Below are 23,294 nucleotides of genomic sequence, written 5' to 3'. Positions count from 1 at the left end.
GGGTGCCGGGCCCCGGCACCCACCCCGTCCCTGGGCCCGCAGCGGGTCAGCCCAGGCGCACAGGCCGGCCGCTCCGGGCGGACTCGGTGGCCGCCTCCGCCAGGCGCAGGGCCTCGATGGCGTCGGCGATGGAGGTGGGGGGAGTGGTGCCCTCCTCAACGGCCTCGATGAATGCCGACAGCTCCAGGCGGTAGGCGTCGGCGTAGCGCTCCAGGAAGAAGTCGAGGTAGGGCTCCTGGGCGTCGGTGATCTCGGCGTTGGACAGGCGCACCGTGGTGGGGCGGATGTTCTCGGCCAGCAGGGCGCCGTCGCGCCCGGAGGCCTCCAGGCGCTGGTCGTAGCCCGAGGCGCAGTGCCGGTTGTTGATGATCGTGGCCACCGCGCCGCTGGCCGCGCGCAGGGTCACCACGGCGGCGTCGAAGTCGCCGGCCTCCTCGATGGCCGGGTCGAGGTTCTGGCCCACGGCGTGGACCTCGATGATGTCGCCCAGGAAGAAGCGGGCGGTGTCGAAGTCGTGGATGGTCATGTCCCGGAAGATGCCGCCCGAGACCTTGACGTACTCCAGCGGCGGGGCCGCGGGGTCGCGGCTGATGATGGTCAGCTGCTCCAGGTCTCCGATCCTGCCCGCCTCCACGGCGGCGTGCACGGCCGCGAAGCTGGGATCGAAGCGGCGGTTGAATCCGAACATCACCGGGACCCCCACGGCGTCGAGATCGGCGCGGGCCTCCTCGACGTCCCTCATGTCCAGGGCGATGGGCTTCTCGCACAGGACGGCCTTGCCCGCCTTGGCGGCGGCCAGGAGGTGGGGGATGTGCAGGGGCGTGGGCGAGCCCACGATGACGGCGTCGATGGCGGGGTCGGAGAAGACCTCCTCGACATCCTGGCAGGAGCGGGCCCCGTGGAGGTCCGCGAGGTCCTTGGCGGCGCCCTGGGCGGGGTCGCAGACCAGGGCGAGCTCGGCCCGGGGGTGGGCGGCGATGGTCCTGGCGTGCACCTGCCCGATACGGCCGGCGCCGATGACGGCGATTCTGAGCATCTTTGCTCCTTCGTGTGGTTCGGTGGTCGGGGTCGGGGCGCACCGGGACCCGCTCGATGGCGCGGGCCCCGGTGGCGCGGGATCGGTGGGAGTCGCTCGGCGCGGCTCAGGGCTGGGGCATGATGACGTCGCGCACCAGGGCGTCCAGATCGGCGTCGGCCTGGAGGAAGCCGCGCAGGGTGCGGCGGGTGGCGCCGTAGGAGTCGAACTCCTCGGGGGTCATGCCGTCGGGCTCGTAGGCGCGCACGAACTCCGGGATGGACAGGAGGGTCTCCATGATCTCCAGGGCCACGGGCACGTCGATGCGGTTGGTGACCTTGTAGCCGGAGTCGTTGATGAGCCTCTGCCAGGCGAAGGGCGGGGAGACCACCAGGTCCCCGCCGACCAGCTCGGACCAGTGCATGACGTTGCGGAAGGCCGCCGACAGCACGCGCGCCCGCAGGCCCCGGGACTGGAACTCCTGGTACGCCCGCTTGAGGGCGGCCACGCCGGCCCACTCCAGATGACCGGGGTCCAGGAAGAGGTTGTCCCTCTTGGCCACGATCTTGATCCAATCATCCAGGCGGCCGCCCATGAGCGTGACTACCGGGCCCATGGTCGAGGTGTCCAGGCCCTCGGCCTCGCGGCGCTGGAGGCCGCGCTCGATGGCCTCGCCGGTGGTCACGGCCTGGGGCACGGAGAAGGAGACGGTGACGTTGACCGACACGCCCCGGTAGGTGGCCTCCTCGATGGCCTCGACCCCCACGGAGGTGGCCGGGATCTTGACGATGATGTTCTTGGCCAGGCCGGAGAACTCCTCGGCCTGGTCGGCCAGGGCGGAGGCGCTGCGGGCCAGGCGCGGGTCGGTCTGCATCGACAGGCGGCCGTTGCGCCCCTGGTGCTCCTCGAAGATCGGCTCCAGGAGCGCGGCGGCCTCGATGCTCAGCTCGCGCACCACCTGCCAGCCGATCTCGGACTCGGTGGCCTCGGGCATCTCCTCGGCCAGCTCGGCGATGCGGGGCAGCCACACATCCTTGCGCTGGTTGATGCAGGTGTAGGCGATGGTGGGGTTGCAGGTGGCGCCGACGCCGCCGAAGGAGATCGACTGGCGCAGCTCCTCGGGGTCGGCTGAGTCGTTCCAGAGGGCGGTGGGGGTGCTGCGGGCGGCGTCGAGAAGGGGCCCGGGGGTGTATTCGATGCTCATCTGTCCTGCTTCTTCTCTGCGGTGCTGGTGGGTTCCTGCCGCGGGTGGGCTTCCTTGCATCCGCAGCGTGGTGGCTCCATTGAAGACGCTGCAGGGGGGTTCTGTCAACGATTTGTTCGGACAAACTGAGCCTGGTGCTGATGGGCCCGCTGCCGGCCCCTGCGGGCCGCGCCCTTGGGCGGCGGGCGGGGGCGGCGATCCGGGCGCGGCCTAGCTGGAGAACAGGGTGGTCTCGAAGGAGTAGCGCGAGGCCCGGTAGATGTGCTGGCCGTACTCGATGACCTGCCCCGCCTGGTCGTAGGTGGTGCGGGTGGCGGTCAGCAGGGCGGCGCGGCGCCGCTCGTGGAGCAGCTCGGCCTCCTTGGGCGTGGCATTGCGCGCGCCGATGATCTGCTTGGCCGTGGTGGGGATGACGTCGTGGGCGCGCAGCGTGTCGTACAGGCCGCTCGTGGTCAGCTCGGCCTCGGTGGGCGCCACCGCGGCGGGCATGAGGTTGTGCAGCACGGCCACGGGCTCGCCGTCGGCCAGGCGGATGCGCTCGAAGGTGACCACGGGCGTGCCCGGCTCGGTCTCCAGGTGCCCGGCCTCCTCGGCGTCGGCGGGGTGCCGGTGGTAGTCCAGCAGGGTGGTGGAGGTCGAGTGGCCGGCGGCCACCAGGTCGGACAGCAGGCTGGTCAGCTCCATGGGCCGGTGCACATGCGGCGGGGAGACGATCGTGCCCGCCCCGCGCCTGCGCTTGAGCAGGCCGCGGTCCACCAGGTGCTGAAGGGCCTGGCGCGCGGTGGGGCGGGAGACCTTCAGGCGCCTGGCCATCGAGAGCTCATCCTCCAGGCGCGTTCCAGGGCTCAGGGTGCCATCCAGGATGAGTGCGGCCAGCGGCTCGGAGATCTGGGTGTGCAGGGGCACCCGGCTGGAGCGGTCAATGGTGATGTCGAGGGCGAAGGGCGAGTGGTCGGCGGTGGGCATGTGGCACCTGGGGCAGTCGTGATGGCGGTATGTGCTGATGATCTGTATGTGCTGATGATCGGTGTTGAGAGTGGTGCTCCGCGCGTGGAGGGCGTGCGGGCTCCCGGGGCGGCGCTGGTCGCCGTGGCCGCGCGGCCGTGGTCGCAGTGACGGGCCGGTGCTGCCACCTGTGGGATGCGGGGTGATGGGTGGGGTCCCTCTTATAGGATACGAAGCGCATGGGCGCCTTGTCATCTCGGTGCCCGCGCCTCCGGGCCATCGCCCCGACCCGGCGCGGGCGGGCCCGCGCCCGTGTGGAGCCGCAAAGATCCCCTTTATTTGTACTTACAAATGCTTGACGGGGCCGGTCGGGGTGGGGCAGGCTTCGCAGTAGCGCCGGCAGGACGGCCTGCGGGCCCATGATCCACCCCGAGGACGTGGAAGAGACATGACACCTCCCAGGAGCCCTGGGCTCGACGTACTGACCATCGGCCGCTGCGGCGTCGACATCTACCCCCTCCAGCAGGGAGTCGGCCTGGAGGACGTTGAGACCTTCGGGAAGTTCCTCGGGGGGAGCCCCACCAACGTGGCCGTGGCCGCCGCCCGCTACGGCCACCGCTCAGCGGTCATCACCGGTGTGGGCAACGACCCCTTCGGCCGCTTCGTGCGCACCGAGATGCGCCGCCTGGGCGTGGGCGACGACTTCGTCGTCACCCGGGCCGCCTACAACACGCCGGTCACCTTCTGCGAGATCTTCCCCCCGGACCGCTTCCCCCTCTACTTCTACCGCGAGCCCTCCGCCCCCGACCTGGAGCTGACGCCCCAGGACCTGCCGATGGAGGCCATCGCGGCCTCCTCCATCTTCTGGGTCTCGGCCACCGGGCTGAGCAAGGAGCCCTCGCGCGCCGCCCACCACGCGGCCCTGGACGCCCGGGGGCGCAGGCCCTTCACGATCATCGACCTGGACTACCGCGAGATGTTCTGGGACAGCCGCGAGGACGCCCACCGGGAGGTCGCCGCGGTCCTGCCCAAGGTCACCGTGGCCATCGGCAACCGCGAGGAGTGCGAGGTCGCCGTCGGCCAGCGCGATCCCGACCGGGCCGCCGACGCGCTCCTGGAGGCCGGGGTCGAGCTGGCCATCGTCAAGCAGGGGCGGCAGGGCACCCTGGCCAAGACCCGCACCGAGCGCGTGGAGATGCCCGCCACCCATGTGGAGACCCGCAACGGGCTCGGGGCCGGGGACGCCTTCGGGGGCGCCGTCTGCCACGGCCTGCTCAGCCGATGGCCCCTGGACAAGACGATCTTCGCCGCCTCCACCGCCGGCGCCATCGTCTCCTCCCGACTGGAGTGCTCCACCGCCATGCCCACCCGGGCCGAGCTGCTCGACCTCATGCGCCAGCACCGCCGGGCGGTGGCCCCCGATGTGGAGCTGTGAGGCGGGGATCATGGGCGCAGCACCGCTGACCGAGCGCATCGTCGCGATCCGTGCCACCGACCCGGACCGGATCGCCAGGACCCTGGCCGATCGCCCGCGCGCCGGCGCCGCCCAGTGCGGGCCGCTCATGGTCATCGCCTGCGACCACCCCGCCCGCGGGGCCCTGGGGGCGGGGGCGGATCCTCTGGCCATGGCCGATCGGGAGGACCTGCTCGGCCGCTGCATGACGGCGCTGTCCCGCCCGGGCGTGGGCGGCTTCCTGGGCACCGCCGACATCATCGAGGACCTCGCCCTGCTGGGCGCCCTGGACGGCAAGCTCGTCTGGGGCTCGATGAACCGGGTGGGGCTGCAGGGGTCCTCCTTCGAGATGGACGACCGCTTCGGCGGCTACGACGCCGCCGGCATCCAGGCCTCGGGGCTCGACGGCGGCAAGATGCTCACCCGCATCAACGACGCCGACCCCCGCACCGCCGACACCCTGGAGGCCAGCGCCCGCGCCATCGACTCCCTGTCCCAGCGGGGCCTGAACGCCATGATCGAGCCCTTCATCACCCGGTGGGAGGGGGCGCGCGCCGTCAACGACCTGAGCCCCGAGGCCGTCATCCGCTCCATCTCCATCGTCCAGGGCCTGGGGAGGACCTCGGCCCGCACCTGGCTGAAGCTCCCCTGCGTCGAGCAGATGGAGCGGGTCATGGCCGCCACCACCCTGCCCTCGCTCATCCTGGGAGGGGAGGTCCCCCGGGACCCGGCGGCCGCCATGGAGGCCTGGGGCAGGGCGCTGAGACTGCCCCAGGTCAGGGGCCTGGTGGTGGGCCGATCCATGCTCTACCCCCGGGATGGGGACGTCGCCGCCGCCGTCGACAGTGCCGTTGAGCTCCTGAACCGCTGAAGAACCGCCGAAAGAGGACATGATGCCCCAGTCAGACCAGTCGCAGTACCTCATCCGCCGAGGCGAGCTCGCCCACGGCCCCTACGAGCTCGACCTGACCCCCGAGCGCGCCGGATGGGACTGGTGCTCCCTGCGCGTGGTCGCCCTGGAGCCGGGCGGCTCCGTGGAGATCCCCGGCGGGCAGGACGAGTACCTCATCCTGCCCCTGAGCGGCGGGTGCACCGTGGAGGCGCAGGGCCGGAGCCTGGAGATCGCCGGACGCGAGTCCGTCTTCACCGACATCACCGACTACGCCTACATCCCCCGCCGCACCGACGTGCGCCTGAGCAGCACCGGGGGCGCTCGGATCGCCCTGCCCGGCTCCCGGGCCACCGGCGACCGCCCCCTGCGCTACTGCCCCCGCTCCGAGGTGGGCACCGGCCTGCGCGGCGCGGGCCCCGCCAGCCGCCAGGTCAACAACTACGCCCTGGGCAATGAGGTGGAGACCTCCCACCTCCTGGCCTGCGAGGTGCTGACCCCCGGGGGCAACTGGTCCTCCTACCCGCCGCACAAGCACGATGAGCACACCGAGGTCGAGCGGGTCCTGGAGGAGATCTACTACTACGAGGTGCGCCCCGGGGCCGACGGCGCCCAGGGCTTCGCCCTCCAGCGCATCTACCCCTCTCCCGGGCACGACATCGACGTGTGCGCCGAGGTCCGCGACCGCGACGTGGTCATCATGCCCTACGGCTACCACGGCCCCTCCGTGGCCGCCCCCGGCTACGACCTGTACTACCTCAACGTCATGGCCGGCCCCGCCGAGGACGCCGTGTGGCTCATGACCGACGACCCCCACCACACCTGGGTCCGCCGGACCTGGGAGGGCCAGGAGGTCGACCCCCGCCTGCCCATGACGCCCATGAACTGACCCGACACAGACCCGACGAGAACCGAGGAAGGAACCCGTGAGCAACGAGGCCTACGCCGGCACGGTCCGCCTGACCGTGGCCCAGGCGACCATCCGATTCCTGAGCAACCAGTACTCCGAGCGCGACGGCGTCGAGCGGCGCCTCATCGCCGGGGCCTTCGGCATCTTCGGCCACGGCAATGTGGCCGGGATCGGCCAGGCCCTCCTGCAGAACGAGATCGCCCGGGCCGAGGGCGAGGGGGAGATGCCCTACATCATGCCCCGCAACGAGCAGGGCCAGGTCCATGCCGCTGCGGCCTTCGCCAAGACCACGGACAGGCTCCAGACCTGGATGTGCACGGCCTCCATCGGCCCGGGCTCCCTCAACATGGTCACCGGCGCGGCGCTGGCCACCACCAACCGCCTGCCGGTCCTGCTCCTGCCCTCCGACCAGTTCGCCACCCGGATCCCCGACCCGGTGCTCCAGCAGCTGGAGGACCCCACGAGCCTGGATGTCAGCGTCAACGATGCCTTCCGCCCGGTCTCGCGCTTCTTCGACCGCATCAACCGCCCCGAGCAGCTCATCCCCTCCCTGCTGGCCGCCATGCGCGTGCTCACCGACCCGGCCGAGACCGGGGCGGTGACCATCGCCATGCCCCAGGACGTCCAGGCCGAGGCCTTCGACTGGCCCGTGGAGCTGTTCCGCAAGCGCGTGTGGCATGTGCGCCGCCCCGTCCCCGAGCCCGCCGCCCTGGAGCGGGCCGCCGCCCTCATCCGGGCCGCCAAGCGGCCCCTCATCATCGCCGGGGGCGGGACCATCTACTCCGGGGCCGGTCAGGAGCTGCGGGACCTGGCCGCCGCCACCGGGATCCCAGTGGCCGACACCCAGGCGGGCAAGGGCGCGATCAGCTTCGACGACCCCTGCGCGGTGGGAGGGGTGGGATCCACCGGCTGCGCCGCCGCCAACCATTTGGCCGACAGGGCCGACCTCGTCATCGGCGTGGGCACCCGCTACTCGGATTTCACCACCGCCTCCAAGACCCAGTTCAAGAACCCCGAGGTGCGCTTCGTCAACATCAACGTCGCCCCCTTCGACGCCGCCAAGGAGAGCGCCGAGATGGTGGTGGCCGACGCCCGCGAGGCCCTGGCGGCTCTGGCCGGCGCCCTGGAGGGCCACCGGGTCGATGAGGCCTACTCCACCGAGATCGCCGCGCAGAGGGAGGCCTGGCTGGAGGCCACCGAGCGGTGCTACCACCTGGGCCACGGCCCGCTGCCCGCCCAGACCGAGGTCTTCGGCGCCCTCAACGAGCTCATGGGCCCCGAGGACGTCGTCATCAACGCCGCCGGATCCATGCCCGGGGACCTGCAGGCCCTGTGGCAGGCCCGCAGCCCCCTGCAGTACCACGTGGAGTACGCCTTCAGCTGCATGGGCTACGAGATCCCGGCGGCCATGGGCGTCAAGCTGGCCCGGCCCGAGGCCGAGGTGGTCTCGATCGTGGGCGATGGCACCTACCAGATGCTGCCCATGGAGCTGGCCACCGTGGTCCAGGAGGGCATCAAGGTCATCTACGTCCTGCTGCAGAACCACGGCTTCGCCTCGATCGGGTCCCTGTCGGAGTCGCGCGGCTCCCAGCGCTTCGGCACCAAGTACCGCCAGCGCGGCGAGGGCAGCCACCTGGCCGATGAGGAGCGGATCGCCGGGGTGGACATCGCCGCCAACGCCCGCTCCTGGGGGCTGGAGGTCCTGGAGGCCCGCACCATCGAGGAGTTCAGGGAGGCCTACCGCGCCGCGGCGGCCTCCGAGCGCGCCACGATGATCCACATCGAGACCGACCTCTACGGGCCCAACCCGCCCGGGTCGAGTTGGTGGGACGTGCCGGTCTCGGGGGTCTCGGAGCTGGAGTCCACCCGGCGCGCCTATGAGGACTACGTGCGCGACCGGGCCCCTCAGCGCCACTACCTGTGAGGATGCCCTGCTCAGGTCCTGCCGATCCGCAACCGGGGCCCAGCGACAGCCGGGGCTGAGCCGGGCCGGACGGCGGGCGAGTCAGGATTGGACGGTGAGCACTCCTGCGCCGCCGGCCGGCAGCAGATAGGCTGGCCCCGGTTGCACGGGCTGCGTGCAGCCGGTACGAGGAGGCAGTATGTCTGTGGCCCTGGTGATCGATGAGATTGAGGCTGCGAGCGTCATGGTGAGCGCTGCGGCTGACACTCTGGAAGGTGTGCGACTGGATTCCGGTAGTGCCGGTGTGTTCGGCGATAGCGCGCTGGCTGGCGCTGCCGGTGCATTCAGTGCTGGTGGCCACCAGGCGCTGCAAGCAGGGGCGAGCGGGGCATTGAATACCGCTGCGGCGCTATCAGGAGCGGTGCACGCACTCATCGGCGCTGACGAGCAGGCCGCATCCGGCGCCCGTGCCTTGGCCGGGCAGGAGGGTCTGCGATGAGCGGGGTTGGTGCTGCAGCTGGTGTGGCAGCAGGGCTGATCGGCGATATCCCAGGTCATCCCGGGGGCATCATGCTGGTGGCTGATTCGTGGCGTGCAGCTGCGAAGCAGGCCGGTGAGGCGGCCGAGCTCTCGGGTCGGGCGCGCACCGCGGTACCCTCATGGGACGGAATGGCCGCTCAGGCCTTCGTCGCCCGTGCCGGTGAGTTGGAAGTCGGCCTGGACGGGGCGGCCGCAGCGCTTGAGGCGGGGGCCGGGGTTCTGGAGGAGTACTCGGAGGTCCTGGCCCGGGGTAAGGATGCGGTGCTGGCGCTGCGTGAGCAGGCCTCTGCGGTTGTGCTCTCCTGCGTGGGAGATCCTGTGGGTGCTGTTGCCGGTGCGGCCGCACTGGCGGCCATATCCCGAGCCTATCTCAACGTGCTCATGGAGATCCGTCTCGCGGCGGCGAACGCCGCGGGGGCCCTGGCTGGAATCATGGCGGGTCCCGACGCGGATTCCAGCGCGGGATCCGGCGATGGGCAGCCCCCATGGTGGATGTTCTGGAGGAGAGCCGATGAGAAGACCAAGAAGAAAGTGGAGCTCAGCCCGTCGGATATTGAGCGGATCAAACGGCAGGCGGATGGGTCGGCGACGTGGGATCCTGCTCGGCAGGGCGGGATCGGCGACTGCTATTTCCTGGCCGCTCTGCAGGCCTTCGCCCTGACCGAGGACGGGCAGCGGCTCATGCGGGACAATGTGACCTGGGATGAGACTAAAGGCGCCTTCGTTGTGACTTTCTACGACAATGGTAGGCCTGTTCAGGTGGAGGTGCGCGACTACTACGGTGATGGAGTGGTGGGGGCACCAAGTCTCATTCACGTCTATGAGAGGGCTTATGGCATATATGTCAAGGATTACAACCTGAGTGGTGGGCATGCTCGCGATGCGATGGAGGATATCTCTGGGCAGAGGGCCAAGCGCATCGAGACTAAAGGGTGGTCGTTGTGGGGGGATGACCACAAGTACGCCCAGGATGAATGGGATGAGATTGAGCGTGCACTGGAGGAGGGTAAGCCGGTGGCTGCTGCGACAAGTGGTGGGGACTTCTCGGGAGGCGATGCGGTCAGGGCGGTGGCTGACACCAATGATAATGGTCGTATCGATGCGGGCGACCAGGCGGGGGACTATCGGATTGTGGGTGGCGAGTACGATGGTAATGATGGCAAGGACAATCATGCTTATACGGTCGTCGCCATTGATGAGGAGTATGTCACGCTGCGCAATCCGTGGGGCATTAACGATACGGCGCCGGGTTACTCCGCTCCGAGTGGCGATCGACCGGACGGGCTAATCAGGATCAGCAGGCAGGACTACGAGAAGTACTTCGCGGTCACAGATATTGGAGGGTGATGGTGCTGGCGGGTTGCGTTGAGGGTGGTGTGCGACGATGAGGCGCCTTCTTATTCTTGTGGTTGTTGTGCTGCTCGTGGTGGCCTGTGGTTGCGGGTATCTATGGTGGACGCGGCCGTGGAGGACGAGTGTGCCGGTTCCTCCTGAGCTGGAGGATGCCGATAGTGCGAATCTGCATGGGTCGGTTCTTGCTCCGGGCACTGAAACGGGAAGGCTGGTCGCGGGGCCGTTGTACTCCCGGAATCATGAATGGGTGGGGACGGTGCAATGGGAGGACCGCTATACTGGGGAGAGGCGGGCGTATGAGTTGCGGTTGGGGGAGAGTGCTCACATTGAGGGGTTCGGTACCGTGACACTTATTGGTGTCAATCCGCCTCCGCTTATTCCTGTGAGCGAGGCGGGCGGTCGAGGTTATGATGTGCGGATCGTATATGATCCTGGTGTGATCCCGTACGACCCTCGGGTGGATCCGAGTGAGGGGGGATCGCCCTCTCTGGAGCCGTCGTAGTTCTTCTTGGCGCACCACGCCCTGATGGAACAAGTATTGCTCGCAGAATCAGGTGGCGTGGGTGTGCTGGGTTCTGTGGAATATATTGCGAACGGTTTGGAGGGAAGTCTTGGCCCGGGTGGCGGATTGCGCTGAACCCAGGATGATCAGCCGTCCGGGCTGATCGAGGAGCAAGGGGTGTCGCTATCTCGGCGAGCCCCCGGATCGGGATGTGAGGGTCTGATGGGTGAAGACTACGCGGTGTCCATCGGGGCGGATGAGGCAGGTGCAAGAATCGGTGCGCATATCGCTGAGGCCGAGGAGAGAGTGCAGGAGGCGGCACGTCTCGCCAGGCAGCTGAGCTCGCTGCGGCGGACCTCGCACTCTCGCGATGGCGCCGTGAGCGTGACCGTCGACGTGGCGGGGCGGGTCACTGCTCTGAGGATCCAGGCCTTCGCCATGCTGGGGAGTCCCGATGCCCTGGCCTCCAGTATCCTGTCGTGCATCGCCGAGGCTCAGGTGCAGGCGGGGCGCGGTTTCGTCGAGGCGGCGGCCGCGGTATGGGGACCCGAGTCGGAACTCACCGGGCGCGTGCGGCAAGCGGTCGGGGGTGATCGGCCTCCACGACCCGGCTGAAGCCCTCTCCTCCTCTGTTCCCGCAGTGATAGCCGCAGTGGTGCCGACCGTCCAGCGAGCGGGGTCCAGCCTCGCTCATCGAATTGTGCTGACAATCGGTCCTGTGTGGGACTAGGGTGGGAGTTGTCAGAGACCGGCGCTCCCCGAGTGGATCGTGGGGCGCCAAGGGCGGTGCGGTCCCGTTGGCGCCTGGACGGCCCTCCGGGTGACAGGCACCCGTAACATTTCGGAGGATTCGATGACGATGAAGACGATCTCCCATTGGATCGACGGCCAGTACTACGAGGGCAGCCCGGTCGGGCGCTTCGCCGTCGAGAACCCCGGCACCGGCGAGGTGGAGGCCGAGCTCCTCCAGGCCTCCGACGCCGACCTCGACCACGCTGTCGAGGTGGCCGCCCGGGCCCAGAAGGAGTGGGCGGCGTACTCCCTGGCCAAGCGCACCGCCATCATGTTCCGCATGCGCGAGCTCGTCCTGGCCCACCAGGACGAGATGGCCCGCATGATCGTGGCCGAGCACGGCAAGAACTACTCCGACGCCATCGGGGAGATCCAGCGCGGCCGTGAGACCCTCGACTTCTCCACCGCCATCAACCTGGCCCTCAAGGGGGAGCACTCCTACGACATCTCCAGCGGCGTCGACATCCACACCCTGCGCCAGCCGGTGGGCGTGGTCGCGGGCATCTGCCCCTTCAACTTCCCGGCCATGGTGCCCATGTGGATGCACCCGGTGGCCATCGCCACCGGCAACGCCTTCATCCTCAAGCCCGCCTCGGCCACCCCCTCGGCGGCCCTGCTGACCGCCGAGCTCTACAAGGAGGCGGGCCTGCCCGACGGCGTGTTCAACGTCGTCTCGGGCAACCGCGACATGGTCTCGGGGATCCTCAAGCACCCCGGTATCGATGCGATCTCCTTCGTGGGCTCCACCCCGGTGGCCCACATCATCCAGGACACCGGCGTGGCCCACGGCAAGCGTGTTCAGGCCCTGGGCGGGGCCAACAACCACGCCATCGTCATGCCCGACTCCGATCTGGACTTCGCCGCCCAGCACATCTGCGCCGCCGCCTTCGGGGCCGCCGGTGAGCGCTGCATGGCCCTGCCGGTGGTCGTGGCCGTCGGCGGCTGCGGGCCCGACCTGGCCCGCCGGGTCAAGTCCCACGCCGAGAGGATCAAGGTCGGCTACGGCATGGACGAGGGGGTGGAGATGGGACCGGTCATCGATGCGAAGTCCAAGGAGTTCATCATCGGCCTCATCAACGAGGGCGAGTCCAAGGGCGGCGAGGTCGTCCTCGATGGCCGCGGCCTGGTGATCCCCGGCCATGAGAACGGCCACTTCCTGGGCCCCACCATCGTGGACAACGTGCCCCTGGACTCCGAGCTCTACAGCCAGGAGGTCTTCGGGCCGGTCCTGTCCATCGTGCACGCCGGCACCTACGACGAGGCCATCCGGATCGTCAACTCCTCCCCCTTCGGCAACGGCGCGGCGATCTTCACCAACGACGGCGGGGTGGCCCGCCGCTTCGAGCTCGACGTCGAGGCCGGGATGGTGGGTATCAACGTGCCCATCCCCACCCCGGTGGCCTACTACTCCTTCGGCGGGTGGAAGGAGTCCCTCCTGGGCGACACCCACATCCACGGCCCCGAGGGCGTGCGCTTCTACACCCGGGCCAAGGCCGTCACCAGCCGCTGGCCCTCGGAGAAGACCTACGCCGCGACCATGTCCTTCCAGCGGGAGGAGTAGGCCCTCCCGCCCCGACTTTCGACGATTTGCATGAGATCGTACTTCTCCAGCGCTGGAGAAGTACGATCTCATGCAAATCGTCGAAAGTCGGGGGTGCGCTGGTCGTGGAGGCGCCTGAACATCAGACCTATTTGTCAGAACAAAGTCTGGATATCCTGTCCGCGTCGGAGTAGGCTCGGCCTACAACCGAGGTGCTGCGGAACGGCCCGCGGCACGGCGACTCAGGAGCGACGATGACGTCCAAGGCTGTCAACACCAACGACCCCAAGTACTCCAATCTCACCATCGGCGTCTGCCCCGACCAGTGGGGGGTCTGGTTCCCCGAGGACCCCAAGCAGATGGACCCCCGCCAGGCCTGGGAGGAGATGGCGGAGGCCGGTTTCGAGGTGATCGAGACCGGGCCCTTCGGCTACTTCCCGACCGACCCCAAGGAGCTCCAGAGGTGGTGCGACGAGTTCGGCATGCGCGTGGTCGCGGGCACCGGCTGGGGCATCCTGCACAAGCAGGAGGCCTGGCAGACCACACTGAAGACCTTCCGCGCCATCGCCGAGACCCACGCCGCCGTCGGCGCCGAGTACATCGTCCACCTGCCCCCGCTCTACCGGGACGACAAGACCTGGGAGTGGACCGATGACCGCGTGCTGTCCGATGATGCCTGGCGGCTCTACGTCGAGCACGCCAACGCCCTGGGCCAGATGCTCCTGGACGAGTACGGCCTCAAGATGGTCCTGCACCCGCACGGCGACTCCCACATCGAGACGCCCGAGGAGATCTCCCGCATCCTCGATGCCACCGATCCGGCCTACGTCAACCTGTGCCTCGACTCCGGCCACGCCGTCTACGGGGGCGGCGACCCGGTCGAGCTGTGCAGGAAGTACCCCGAGCGCATCACCTACGTCCACATCAAGGCCTTCGACGAGGGCATCACCCGCGAGGCCCACGAGAAGGACTGGCCCTTCGGCGAGGCCGTGACCAAGGGCGCCTCGGTCTGCCCGCCCGCCGGCCTGCCCGAGATGCACGAGTTCGTCGACGCCCTGGCCGCCCTGGACAAGCCGATCTACGCGATCTGCGAGCAGGACTGCTACCCCTGCGACCCGTCCTTCCCCAAGCAGAACGCCATCAACATGCGCAAGTACCTGGCCGAGTGCGGCCTGGGGCTGGCCTGACCCCCGTTGGATCCCTCCGGATCCTCGGCGCTGCCGTCCAGCGGCGCGCCCGCCCCTGACCCATCGATAGCACACTGACTTTCTCAGCGAGGAGAAGAGCATGACAATCCGTATTGGCCTCATCGGCGCCGGCGGCATGGGCCGCGCCCACGTCGAGCGCATCGAGAACGAGCTGGCGGGCGGTCGCATCGCCGCTGTCGCCGACCTCAACCTCGATGGCGCCAAGGAGGTCGCCGAGCCCCTGGGGGCCAAGGCCTATGGCAGTGGCGCCGAGCTCATCGCCGACCCCGACGTCGACGCCGTCCTCATCGCCACCTTCGGCAAGGTCCACGCCCCCGACGTCATCGCCGCGATCGAGGCGGGCAAGCACGTCCTGTGCGAGAAGCCCCTGGCCACCACCCCCGAGGACTGCATCGCCATCATGGAGGCCGAGCAGAGGGCGGGCAAGAAGCTGGTCACCGTGGGCTTCATGCGCCGCTTCGACGCCGGCTACCAGCAGATGCGCGCCGCGCTGGAGGGCGGCGAGCTCGGCTGCGCCACGCTCGTCCACTGCCGGCACCGCAATCCCTCGGTGCCGGAGGGCTACACCACCCGCAACATGATCGACGACACTGCGATCCACGAGATCGACATCTGCCGCTACCTGCTGGATGAGGAGATCGTCTCGGTGCGGGTCGATGCCCCGCGCTCGACCTCCCGCCGCTTCGAGCACCTGCGCGACCCCCTGGTGCTCGTGGCCAGGACCGCCTCGGGCGTGCTCATCGACGACGAGATCAACGTCAATATCCAGTTCGGCTACTCCATCGAGTGCGAGCTGGTCATGGAGGCCGGCACCATCCGCCTGGGCGATCAGAACACGACCATCACCCGCGATGCCGCCGGCGACCGCCACCCCATCTGCCGCAGCCATATCGACCGCTTCCACAGCGCCTTCAACCAGGAGGTCCAGCAGTGGATCCGTGCCGTCGAGCGCGACGAGCACACCGGCTCCACCTCCTGGGACGGCTATGCCGCCACCTGCGTGGTCGACGCGGCCCTGGAGTCACTGGAGAAGGGAGGCCGCGAGGTCGAGGTCGCCATGACCTCCATGCCCGCTCTCTACGCCTGAGCCAGCCCCGGAGGGGCGGACCGCCTCGCGGCGGCCCGCCCCAGGGGGGCGCCGCAGGCGCGATCCGATCCCGCGGCCACCGCCCCCAACCCGACTTTGCCATGACAAGATAGGCATCATCGACACCGTCGTCGGTGATGAGGAGGACCAGCTGATGGTTGATATCGCACTCGACCCCAATATGTACTACCGGACCATGCCCACGGTCCGCACCCTCCATAAGGCCGCCGAGCTCGGCTTCGACTATGTGGAGCTCTCGCCCAATGCCGACTTCCACCTGTGGCACCACCGCCCTGCCGCCGACGACGCCTTCGTCGCCGAGCTCAACCAGGCGCAGAAGGACACCGGGGTGCGCGTGCGCACCCTCAACCCCGTGTTCAACTGGTCCTCGCCGGTGGAGGAGGAGCGCACGGCCCAGGTGTCCAACTGGCGGCGGCTGCTGGAGCTGGCCGATCAGCTGGACGTGCGCGAGATCACCTCGGAGTTCTCCGGTGATCGCAACCGGGCCCGCCGCAGCCAGGAGCAGTGGTTCCGCTCCATGGAGGAGCTGATCCCCGACTTCGAGCGCTACGGCATCAGGCTCAACATGGAGGCCCACCCCTACGACTTCGTCGAGCTGCACGATGAGGCCCTGCGCCTGGTGCGCGCCATCAACAAGGACTGGATCGGCTACGAGTTCTGCTGCCCGCACGCCTTCCACCTCTCCGACGGCGCCGGCGACGTCGAGCGCATGATCCGCACCGCCCACGAGGCCGGAAAGCTGCGCGAGGTCCACATGGCCGATGGCTACAACCACCGCGCCAACGACGGCAACCGCTACATCATCAACCCGCCCGGCGCCGACGTCACCGTCCACCAGCACAATGAGATCGGGCAGGGGGAGGTGGCCTGGGAGGCCGTCTTCTCCACCCTGCGGGACATCTCCTTCGACGGGGTGGTCTCAGTGTGCGTCTTCGGCTGGCATGAGCATGCCGACGAGATCAACAGGCGCATGCTCGCCCGCATCACCGAGGAGCTCGCCGCCTGAGCGGCGCGCGGCCCCGCCCGTGCCTCCACGGGCGCCCGCCCTCGATCCGCCGAACCGGCACCGGGGCCGCTGCAGACCGCGGCCGCGGCTCCGGCGCCACTGGCCCTCAGTGAGGCTCAAGGCTCTTGAGCCCGCCACCAACCACCGACCCCTGCTGCTCCAGCAGCAGCTCTCACCACACCGCCAGGAAAAGGCACCCCTCTCAAGGAGTCCCCCATGCCGCACAACTCTCAGGCGCACGACGCGCCACGGGATATCCGAGCGCTGGTCGAGGCCACCCCGGCCTCGGGCAAAAGGCGCTCACTGGGCCTCATCGCCTTCGTCGCCTGCCTCGGATCCCTGCTCTTCGGCTACGACACCGGAGTCATCTCCGGCGCCCTGCCCTACATGTACCTGCCCACCGATGCCCACGGGCTGGCGCTGACCACGGCCGAGGAGGGCTGGATCGGAGCGCTGCTCGCCCTGGGCGCGGCGGTCGGCGCCTCGGTGGGAGGCAGACTGTCCGACATGTATGGGCGGCGCCACAACATCAGCCTGCTCGCCATCGTCTTCTTCGTCGGGGCGATCGGCTGCACCCTGGCCCCCAATGTGTGGGTCCTCTACGTGTTCCGGGTGATCCTGGGCTTCGCCGTCGGCGGCGCCTCGGTGACCGTGCCCGTCTTCCTGGGGGAGACCGCCCCCAAGCGCATCCGCGGCACCCTGGTGGCCGTGGACCAGATGATGATCGTCTTCGGCCAGTTCGTGGCCTTCTCCATGAACGCGGTCCTGGCCCGCATGAACGGCGGCCCCCACATCGACTCCGGCGGCAAGACCCTGGAGTGGACCCATGCCGTGGCCAACCAGGTCTCCAGCGGTGCTCTGGCGGTCGATGGCGGTAATGGCATGACCTGGCGCTACATGCTGGTCATCGCCTCCCTGCCCGCCATCGCCCTGTGGATCGGCATCCGGCTCATGCCGGAGTCCTCCCGCTGGTACGTGGCCAATGAGCGCCTGCCCGAGGCCATCGGCGCGCTCAAGCGCATCCGCAACGAGGATCGTGACGGCCCGCTCATCGACGAGCTCGAGGAGATCGTGGAGAACCAGCGCAAGGAGGCCAACCAGGAGAAGTGGAACCTGCAGCAGATCCTCGGTGCCAGATGGACCCGCCACCTGCTGCTCATCGGCATCGTGCTCGGCATCGCCGATCAGCTCACCGGCATCAACACCGCCATGTACTACACGCCCAAGATCCTGTCCGCGGCCGGCCTTCCCATGAGCGATGCGATCTCCCTCAACGTCATCTCCGGAGGGGTGTCCTTCATCGGCTCGGCCGTCGGCCTGTGGCTGGTGACCAGGTTCGCCCGCCGTCATGTGGGCATCTACCAGGAGACCTCGATCGTCATCTCCCTGGGCCTGCTGGCCGCGGTCTTCTACTTCCTCATCGAGCCCTTCCAGAACGCCGACGGCGATATCGTCGGGGCCGCCTCCTACGCGCCGATCCTGGTGCTCGTCATCGTCAGCCTCTTCGTCTTCGCCAAGCAGTCCGGCACCGTCACCTGGGTGCTGGTGGCCGAGATCTTCCCCAACAAGATCCGCGGCACCGCCATGGGCCTGGCGGTGGGGGCGCTGTGGATCGCCAACGCCTTCGTCGCCTGGCTCTTCCCCATCATGATGGAGTCGCTGGGCGGATCGCTGACCTACCTCATCTTCTGCCTCATCAATGTCGGGTCGCTGCTGTTCTACCTCAAGGTGGTGCCTGAGACGAAGTACCACTCCTTGGAGGAGCTGGAGGCGCGCTTCGAGAAGGAGTACAGCTGAGCGCTCACGGGCCGGGCGGGTGCGGATCGCGCACCCGCCCGGCACTGCCATGGAGCGGCGGCGCGGTGGGGCGCTCGCGCGCGCAGGTCCCGCGCGCCCTGCTGCCGCCAGGGGCGGGATCGGCATGAGCCGCCCCCGGCCGCGCAGCCCTGTGCGGCTGCGCCTGTACGCCTGGTTGAGCGGCCTGCTCCTGGGGGCGGCGGATGGCGCCCTGGCGGTCACGCTGGCCGCGGGAGCGGGTGGAGGCGCTCCGGCGTCCCGGCCCACGGCCGCCCTGGCCATGGTCATGATCATGTGCGGGGCGGCGGCGCTGGCCTCCGCGGGCGGGGGCCGGCCCGCCCGCCGCTTCGGCGGGCGGATGACGGGGGCCGTGGCGGACCTGCTCATCATCTCCGGGGCGGTGGTCATCGCCCTGGTCGCGGGTGGCGCCGCCGGTGTTGAGCGCGCCGGGGGCGCGGTGCTCACGGGGGCGCTCGGCGATGGGCCCGGCGCGGTGCTCGCCGGTGCCGTCCTGGTGGGCCTGGGCTCGGGTCTGCTGCTCCTGGTGGCGCCGCAGGTCTGCCATGAGCTCTCCCTGCCCGGTCATCGCCGCCTCATGCCCCAGGCGCTCGCCCTGGTCCCGGTGGGGGCGGCCCTGGGGGTGCTGGGGGCCATGTGGCAGGCCCGGCCCGTGGTGGGGGCCTGGCTGTGCCTGGCCGTGGTGGCCCTGGTCCACCAGGGCGCAGTTCTGGCGCTGCCGCGCAGCCCCGTGTGGCTGGTGGGCCGGGGGCGGGACGTCGAGGCCTTCGCGGCCCTTCGCGGCCTCCACGGCACCCTGGAGGCCGCAGTCGCCATCGACTGGGCGCGCCATGAGGCGGGCATGGCCGCCGATCAGCAGCCCCTGACGCCCGCCGACCTGCGCATCGGACGGATCAGGCGGACCGCCTGCGCCGCAGTGGTGCTGGTCCTGGCCCAGGAGGCGCCACTGGGCGCCTCGGCGATGATCCTGGCCCCGACGATCGCCCTGGGGCTGGGCGGAGCGGGCGGTCCGGTGCTCGCCGGCGCCGTGGGGTGGATCGTGGTGGGGCTGCTGGCCCTGGCCCTGGGCGGGATCGTCACGCGACGGCGCTTCATCGCCGTCGCGCTGGGGGTGAGCCTGGCAGCCATCGCCTCCACGCTCCTGCTGGCCTCCGCGGCGGCGCACGGGAGGGCCGCGCTCTGGCTCACGGTCATCCCCCTGGTGGTCATCGTGGGCGCCCAGCACGCGCTGGTGATCCCGGCCTGCCAGGGGGCGGTGGATCCCCGCGTGCCCCCGTGGCTGGTGGGGGCCCAGCGCCGCATGGTGGCCGTGGGCGGCTCGGTGGTGCGCATCCCGGCGCTCGCGGTCCCCTTGGCGGTCCTGGAGCGCGGCGGCCCGGAGGCGATGGCCTGGGTCTTCTTCGCCCTGGCCGTGGCCTCGGCGGTCGTGGTCATGGCGCGCCTGCCCCGCGAGCTCGGCGCGCCATGACGCAGTGGCACAGTGGCGCCCCGGAGCCGGGAAGGGACCTTCAGCCCCTCTTTTTGTCAGGACAAATGGCATAGGCTGGGGTGAAGAGCACGATCCGTGCCCGCAGGCGGGCCCGCGATGGCGCACCCATGGCCTGCGCGCCTGCTGCACCGCGGCACCCACCCCACCGACCGAGAGGCAATCGACCATGACGAGCAACGAGGCAGTCCAGATCCCCGAGACCATGATGGCCGCAGTCCTGCGGGACCCCGCCAGGGGCCTCCAGATCGAGGCCCTGCGCACCCCGCGCCCCAAGGCGGGTGAGGTCCTCATCAAGGTGGCCGCCTGCGGCCTGTGCCACTCCGACCTGCATGTCATGGGTGGCGCCATCGCCTTCCCCCTGCCCGCCGTCCTGGGGCACGAGGTCTCGGGCACCATCGTGGAGGTGGGGCCGGGCAATGAGCGCACCGGCCTGGAGGTGGGCCAGCAGGTGGCGGGCGCCTTCCTCATGCCCTGCGGTCAGTGCGGGGCCTGCGCCAGCGGCCGCGACGAGCTGTGCGGCCCCTTCTTCGAGCTCAACCGCCTCAAGGGAGTCCTCTATGACGGCACCACGCGACTGGCCACGCCCGAGGGCGAGCCGGTGGCCATGTACTCCATGGGCGGGCTGGCCCAGTACGCCGTCGTGCCCTCCACCGCGGTCGCCCCCGTGCCCGAGAGCATCGACATGGTGAGTGCCGCCATCCTGGGCTGCGCCGCCCTGACCGCCTACGGCGCCGTGCGCCGCGGTGCCGACCTGCGCTTCGGGGAGAGCGTGGCAGTGGTGGCCACGGGGGGAGTGGGGACGAATATCGTCCAGGTCGCCCGGGCCTTCGGCGCCAGTCAGGTCATCGCCATCGACGTCGACGATGACAAGCTCGCACCCATGCTCGACTACGGTGCCACCGCCGTGGTCAACTCCGTCACCCACGATGCCCGCGAGGAGGTCTTCCGGCTCACCGGCGGCCGGGGGGTGGATGTCTCCTTCGAGGCCCTGGGCATCCCCGCGACCTGGACCACCGCCCTGGATGTCCTGGCCGACGGCGGGCGCATGGTGCCCATCGGCCTGGGGGCCGGGGTGCAGACCGCCGGGGTGGAGATCAATCGCACCGTGCGCCGCTCCCAGTCGATCCTGGGCTCCTACGGGGCGCGCACCCGCCAGGACCTGCCCGCCGTGGTGGAGCTGGCGGCCAGCGGGGTCATCAACTACCGCGACGTCGTCTCGCGCCGCCTGCCGCTGCAGGAGGTGGACGCCGGCTACGCGGCCCTGCGCGGGCGCGAGATCCAGGGCCGGGCCGTGGTCGACATGGCCCTCTGAACGCCACCGCTTCCCGTCACTTTCGACAATTTGCATGAGATCGGCGTTTTCCAGGCCTGGAGAAGTACGATCTCATGCAAATTGTCGAAAGGAGGGGGTCAGCGGCGGTGGAGGAGGTTGATGCCGGTGTGGACGCCGATCCCGGTGGTGGCCAGGCCCAGGACCACTGAGGCCAGGATCATCGCGGGGATCCCGGTGATGGCGCCGACGGCGGCCATGGTGACAACCGCGGTCATCAGGGCGATCATGACCACGCTGAAGGTCAGGAGATCGGCCTCGGCCTGAGGGGCGACGGCCCGGCGGGCGGCCGGGGCGGGGGCCTGGGACTGCTCAGTGGTCTGCGCGGCGGTCTGCTCGGTGGTCTGGGCGATAGCGGTGGCCATGGCTGGATTCCTCTCGGTTCGAGTGCCGAGCAGGGAAGCCCAGGGGCCGGGGTGGCCGTTGTGCGTCCCTGCACGACGGCGTGCAGCCATGATGCGGCTGGGCGGAGGAGTCTCCGCCGGGAAGCGACTCTAGAGACACCGTGGGTTCTTTGTCCAGACAAAAGAGGGTGATCTGCCTTGCGCCCCGCCAGGCCCGGAGCCCCGGGCGGGGCGGTGTGGGGCAGATCAGGGACGGGCGCCGGGGCTCGGGCGCCCACCACCGCTATCCTGGGGCGGTGACCACCAGCCAGATCCCCGCCCCCGCCGACCCCGTCGCCGTGCCGCCCTCCGCCGCATCCGAGGCGGGCCCCGGCGTCGGGCCCGTCCTCGTGGTGGACTTCGGGGCCCAGTACGCCCAGCTCATCGCGCGCCGCGTGCGCGAGGCCTCCGTCTACTCCGAGATCGTGCCCCACTCGATGCCGGTGGAGGACATGCTCGCCAAGAGGCCGGCAGCCATCATCCTCTCGGGCGGCCCCTCCTCGGTCTACGCCGAGGGGGCGCCGGCCGTGGACCCCGCACTGTTCGACGCCGGAGTGCCGGTCCTGGGCATCTGCTACGGATTCCAGGCCATGGCCCAGGCCCTGGGCGGGACGGTGGGGCGCACCGGCACCCGCGAGTACGGCCACACCCCTGCCACGGTGGAGTCCGCCAGCTGCCTGTTCGCGGGAACGCCCGCAGACCAGGTGGTGTGGATGAGCCACGGCGACGCCGTCCAGGCCGCCCCCGAGGGCTTCGTGGTCACCGCCGCGACCGACCAGACCCCGGTGGCCGCCTTCGAGGACCGCGGCCGCCGCCTCTACGGGCTCCAGTGGCACCCCGAGGTCCTCCACTCCGAGCACGGCCAGTCCGCCCTGGTCAACTTCCTGCACCATGAGGCCGGCATCCCCGCCGCCTGGACGCCGGGCAACATCATCGAGGAGCAGGTGGCGCGCATCCGCCAGCAGGTGGGCGATGCCCACGTCATCTGCGGCCTGAGCGGAGGAGTGGACTCCTCGGTGGCCGCGGCCCTGGTGCACAGGGCCGTGGGCGACCAGCTCACCTGCATCTTCGTGGACCACGGCCTGCTGCGCGAGGGCGAGCGCGAGCAGGTGGTCCGCGACTACGCCGAGGGCATGGGAATCCGCGTCATCGCGGTGGACGAGTCCGAGCGCTTCCTGAGCGCCCTGGCCGGGGTCACCGAGCCCGAGGCCAAGCGCAAGATCATCGGCCGGGAGTTCATCCGCTCCTTCGAGGCCGCCCAGCGCCGGGTGATCGAGGAGGTGGGCGCCGCCGGCGGGCAGATCAGGTTCCTGGTCCAGGGCACCCTCTACCCCGACGTCGTGGAGTCCGGCGGTGGGGAGGGGACCGCCAACATCAAGAGCCATCACAATGTGGGCGGCCTGCCCGAGGACCTCGACTTCGAGCTCATCGAGCCGCTGCGCGAGCTGTTCAAGGACGAGGTGCGCACCATTGGGCGCGAGCTGGGGGTGCCGGCCAGGATCGTCGCCCGCCAGCCCTTCCCCGGGCCGGGCCTGGGCATCCGCGTCATCGGCGAGGTCACGGCGGAGAACCTGCGCATCCTGCGGGCCGCCGACGCGATCGCCCGCGAGGAGCTGAGCGCGGCGGGGCTCGACGGCGAGATCTGGCAGTGCCCGGTGGTGCTCCTGGCCGACGTGCGCTCCGTGGGCGTCCAGGGCGACGGCCGCACCTACGGCCACCCCATCGTGCTGCGGCCGGTGAGCAGCGAGGACGCCATGACCGCCGACTGGACCCGCCTGCCCTACGAGGTCCTGGCCCGCATCTCCAACCGGATCACCAACACCGTCCCCGAGGTCAACCGGGTGGTCCTGGACTGCACGTCCAAGCCCCCGGGCACCATCGAGTGGGAGTGAATCGCGGGGGAGCCAGG

General features: G+C 69.9%; 19 protein-coding genes. 15 read left to right on the top strand and 4 right to left on the bottom strand.

Translation table 11 applies throughout. The features are described from left to right. Positions 1 to 46: 46 nt before the first annotated feature. From iolG to J5X07_RS07385, 3 genes are all read right to left on the bottom strand, one after another. Positions 47 to 1,036 carry an inositol 2-dehydrogenase gene (gene iolG / locus J5X07_RS07395; protein WP_208479210.1) on the bottom strand — a complete coding sequence of 330 codons (990 nt, stop codon included), beginning with the start codon at positions 1,034 to 1,036 and terminating at the stop codon, positions 47 to 49. Positions 1,037 to 1,142: 106 nt separating this feature from the next. Continuing rightward, positions 1,143 to 2,219 carry a transaldolase family protein gene (locus tag J5X07_RS07390; RefSeq protein ID WP_208479209.1) on the bottom strand — a complete coding sequence of 359 codons (1,077 nt, stop codon included), beginning with the start codon at positions 2,217 to 2,219 and terminating at the stop codon, positions 1,143 to 1,145. A gap of 210 nt (positions 2,220 to 2,429) precedes the next feature. Continuing rightward, positions 2,430 to 3,185, bottom strand: a complete 756-nt coding sequence (locus tag J5X07_RS07385) for a GntR family transcriptional regulator (protein ID WP_124932584.1) — start codon at positions 3,183 to 3,185, stop codon at positions 2,430 to 2,432. 427 nt (positions 3,186 to 3,612) lie between these two features. On the opposite strand from J5X07_RS07385, the gene iolC reads away from it, so the two are divergent. From iolC to J5X07_RS07315, 14 genes are all read left to right on the top strand, one after another. Next, positions 3,613 to 4,599, top strand: a complete 987-nt coding sequence (iolC, locus tag J5X07_RS07380; RefSeq protein WP_124932583.1) for a 5-dehydro-2-deoxygluconokinase — start codon at positions 3,613 to 3,615, stop codon at positions 4,597 to 4,599. A 10-nt stretch (positions 4,600 to 4,609) separates the two neighbouring features. Beyond that, positions 4,610 to 5,488, top strand: a complete 879-nt coding sequence (locus tag J5X07_RS07375; RefSeq protein ID WP_208479207.1) for a Cgl0159 family (beta/alpha)8-fold protein — start codon at positions 4,610 to 4,612, stop codon at positions 5,486 to 5,488. Positions 5,489 to 5,510: 22 nt separating this feature from the next. Further along, complete coding sequence (gene iolB, locus J5X07_RS07370; RefSeq protein ID WP_243896575.1) at positions 5,511 to 6,395, top strand: 5-deoxy-glucuronate isomerase; 885 nt, start codon at positions 5,511 to 5,513, stop codon at positions 6,393 to 6,395. A 37-nt stretch (positions 6,396 to 6,432) separates the two neighbouring features. Beyond that, positions 6,433 to 8,340: a 3D-(3,5/4)-trihydroxycyclohexane-1,2-dione acylhydrolase (decyclizing) gene (gene iolD, locus J5X07_RS07365; RefSeq protein ID WP_208479203.1), complete on the top strand. Its 1,908-nt coding sequence runs from the start codon at positions 6,433 to 6,435 to the stop codon at positions 8,338 to 8,340. 178 nt (positions 8,341 to 8,518) lie between these two features. Beyond that, on the top strand, positions 8,519 to 8,818 hold the full coding sequence (locus tag J5X07_RS07360; protein ID WP_208479201.1) for a hypothetical protein: 300 nt from the start codon (positions 8,519 to 8,521) through the stop codon (positions 8,816 to 8,818). Next, positions 8,815 to 10,206 carry a C2 family cysteine protease gene (locus tag J5X07_RS07355; RefSeq protein WP_243896574.1) on the top strand — a complete coding sequence of 464 codons (1,392 nt, stop codon included), beginning with the start codon at positions 8,815 to 8,817 and terminating at the stop codon, positions 10,204 to 10,206. Before J5X07_RS07360 ends, J5X07_RS07355 begins: the two co-directional genes overlap by 4 nt. A 730-nt stretch (positions 10,207 to 10,936) precedes the next feature. Continuing rightward, entirely contained in the window at positions 10,937 to 11,329 is a 393-nt protein-coding gene (locus J5X07_RS13480; RefSeq protein WP_424924101.1) for a YbaB/EbfC family nucleoid-associated protein, read from the top strand. Positions 11,330 to 11,573: 244 nt separating this feature from the next. Continuing rightward, the gene (locus J5X07_RS07345) at positions 11,574 to 13,067 is read left to right on the top strand and encodes a CoA-acylating methylmalonate-semialdehyde dehydrogenase (RefSeq protein WP_208479231.1); all 1,494 of its coding nucleotides are present in this window, start codon (positions 11,574 to 11,576) and stop codon (positions 13,065 to 13,067) included. Positions 13,068 to 13,300: 233 nt separating this feature from the next. Next, positions 13,301 to 14,233: a sugar phosphate isomerase/epimerase family protein gene (locus tag J5X07_RS07340; protein ID WP_208479198.1), complete on the top strand. Its 933-nt coding sequence runs from the start codon at positions 13,301 to 13,303 to the stop codon at positions 14,231 to 14,233. Between the two features lie 100 nt (positions 14,234 to 14,333). After that, positions 14,334 to 15,341 carry a Gfo/Idh/MocA family protein gene (locus tag J5X07_RS07335; RefSeq protein WP_208479196.1) on the top strand — a complete coding sequence of 336 codons (1,008 nt, stop codon included), beginning with the start codon at positions 14,334 to 14,336 and terminating at the stop codon, positions 15,339 to 15,341. A 154-nt stretch (positions 15,342 to 15,495) separates the two neighbouring features. Next, positions 15,496 to 16,368, top strand: coding sequence for a sugar phosphate isomerase/epimerase family protein (locus J5X07_RS07330; RefSeq protein ID WP_208479194.1), 873 nt, complete (start codon positions 15,496 to 15,498; stop codon positions 16,366 to 16,368). Positions 16,369 to 16,584: 216 nt separating this feature from the next. Continuing rightward, a complete protein-coding gene (locus tag J5X07_RS07325) occupies positions 16,585 to 18,165 on the top strand; it encodes an MFS transporter (protein WP_208479192.1) in 1,581 nt (526 codons plus the stop codon). 124 nt (positions 18,166 to 18,289) lie between these two features. After that, positions 18,290 to 19,651: an MFS transporter gene (locus J5X07_RS07320; RefSeq protein ID WP_208479190.1), complete on the top strand. Its 1,362-nt coding sequence runs from the start codon at positions 18,290 to 18,292 to the stop codon at positions 19,649 to 19,651. 187 nt (positions 19,652 to 19,838) lie between these two features. Next, positions 19,839 to 20,984 (top strand): zinc-binding dehydrogenase, encoded by a 1,146-nt coding sequence (locus J5X07_RS07315; RefSeq protein ID WP_208479189.1) that lies wholly within the window; start codon positions 19,839 to 19,841, stop codon positions 20,982 to 20,984. A 98-nt stretch (positions 20,985 to 21,082) separates the two neighbouring features. Here the strand turns inward: J5X07_RS07315 and J5X07_RS07310 are convergent, their stop codons facing one another. After that, on the bottom strand, positions 21,083 to 21,367 hold the full coding sequence (locus J5X07_RS07310; RefSeq protein WP_208479187.1) for a hypothetical protein: 285 nt from the start codon (positions 21,365 to 21,367) through the stop codon (positions 21,083 to 21,085). Between the two features lie 317 nt (positions 21,368 to 21,684). Here J5X07_RS07310 and guaA point away from each other — a divergent pair, with 317 nt between their 5' ends. Next, positions 21,685 to 23,277, top strand: coding sequence for a glutamine-hydrolyzing GMP synthase (guaA, locus tag J5X07_RS07305; protein WP_208479229.1), 1,593 nt, complete (start codon positions 21,685 to 21,687; stop codon positions 23,275 to 23,277). Positions 23,278 to 23,294: the final 17 nt, after the last annotated feature.

Origin of the sequence: Actinomyces bowdenii, from assembly GCF_017592395.1 — a bacterium.
GTDB lineage: Bacteria > Actinomycetota > Actinomycetes > Actinomycetales > Actinomycetaceae > Actinomyces > Actinomyces bowdenii.
Note: the sequence above shows the minus strand (reverse complement) of the source record. Positions and strands in the feature narration are given on the sequence as shown.

What these genes read in the sequence shown, in the direction of transcription:
- iolB (WP_243896575.1), top strand. Translation starts at nt 5,511, where the DNA reads ATGCCCCAGTCAGACCAGTCGCAGTACCTCATCCGCCGAGGCGAGCTC.
- J5X07_RS07345 (WP_208479231.1), top strand. Translation starts at nt 11,574, where the DNA reads ATGAAGACGATCTCCCATTGGATCGACGGCCAGTACTACGAGGGCAGC.
- J5X07_RS07385 (WP_124932584.1), bottom strand. Translation starts at nt 3,185, where the DNA reads ATGCCCACCGCCGACCACTCGCCCTTCGCCCTCGACATCACCATTGAC.
- J5X07_RS07310 (WP_208479187.1), bottom strand. Translation starts at nt 21,367, where the DNA reads ATGGCCACCGCTATCGCCCAGACCACCGAGCAGACCGCCGCGCAGACC.
- iolC (WP_124932583.1), top strand. Translation starts at nt 3,613, where the DNA reads ATGACACCTCCCAGGAGCCCTGGGCTCGACGTACTGACCATCGGCCGC.
- J5X07_RS07390 (WP_208479209.1), bottom strand. Translation starts at nt 2,219, where the DNA reads ATGAGCATCGAATACACCCCCGGGCCCCTTCTCGACGCCGCCCGCAGC.
- J5X07_RS07360 (WP_208479201.1), top strand. Translation starts at nt 8,519, where the DNA reads ATGTCTGTGGCCCTGGTGATCGATGAGATTGAGGCTGCGAGCGTCATG.
- iolG (WP_208479210.1), bottom strand. Translation starts at nt 1,036, where the DNA reads ATGCTCAGAATCGCCGTCATCGGCGCCGGCCGTATCGGGCAGGTGCAC.
- J5X07_RS13480 (WP_424924101.1), top strand. Translation starts at nt 10,937, where the DNA reads ATGGGTGAAGACTACGCGGTGTCCATCGGGGCGGATGAGGCAGGTGCA.
- J5X07_RS07340 (WP_208479198.1), top strand. Translation starts at nt 13,301, where the DNA reads ATGACGTCCAAGGCTGTCAACACCAACGACCCCAAGTACTCCAATCTC.
- J5X07_RS07335 (WP_208479196.1), top strand. Translation starts at nt 14,334, where the DNA reads ATGACAATCCGTATTGGCCTCATCGGCGCCGGCGGCATGGGCCGCGCC.
- J5X07_RS07355 (WP_243896574.1), top strand. Translation starts at nt 8,815, where the DNA reads ATGAGCGGGGTTGGTGCTGCAGCTGGTGTGGCAGCAGGGCTGATCGGC.
- J5X07_RS07320 (WP_208479190.1), top strand. Translation starts at nt 18,290, where the DNA reads ATGAGCCGCCCCCGGCCGCGCAGCCCTGTGCGGCTGCGCCTGTACGCC.
- J5X07_RS07315 (WP_208479189.1), top strand. Translation starts at nt 19,839, where the DNA reads ATGACGAGCAACGAGGCAGTCCAGATCCCCGAGACCATGATGGCCGCA.
- J5X07_RS07375 (WP_208479207.1), top strand. Translation starts at nt 4,610, where the DNA reads ATGGGCGCAGCACCGCTGACCGAGCGCATCGTCGCGATCCGTGCCACC.
- J5X07_RS07325 (WP_208479192.1), top strand. Translation starts at nt 16,585, where the DNA reads ATGCCGCACAACTCTCAGGCGCACGACGCGCCACGGGATATCCGAGCG.
- J5X07_RS07330 (WP_208479194.1), top strand. Translation starts at nt 15,496, where the DNA reads ATGGTTGATATCGCACTCGACCCCAATATGTACTACCGGACCATGCCC.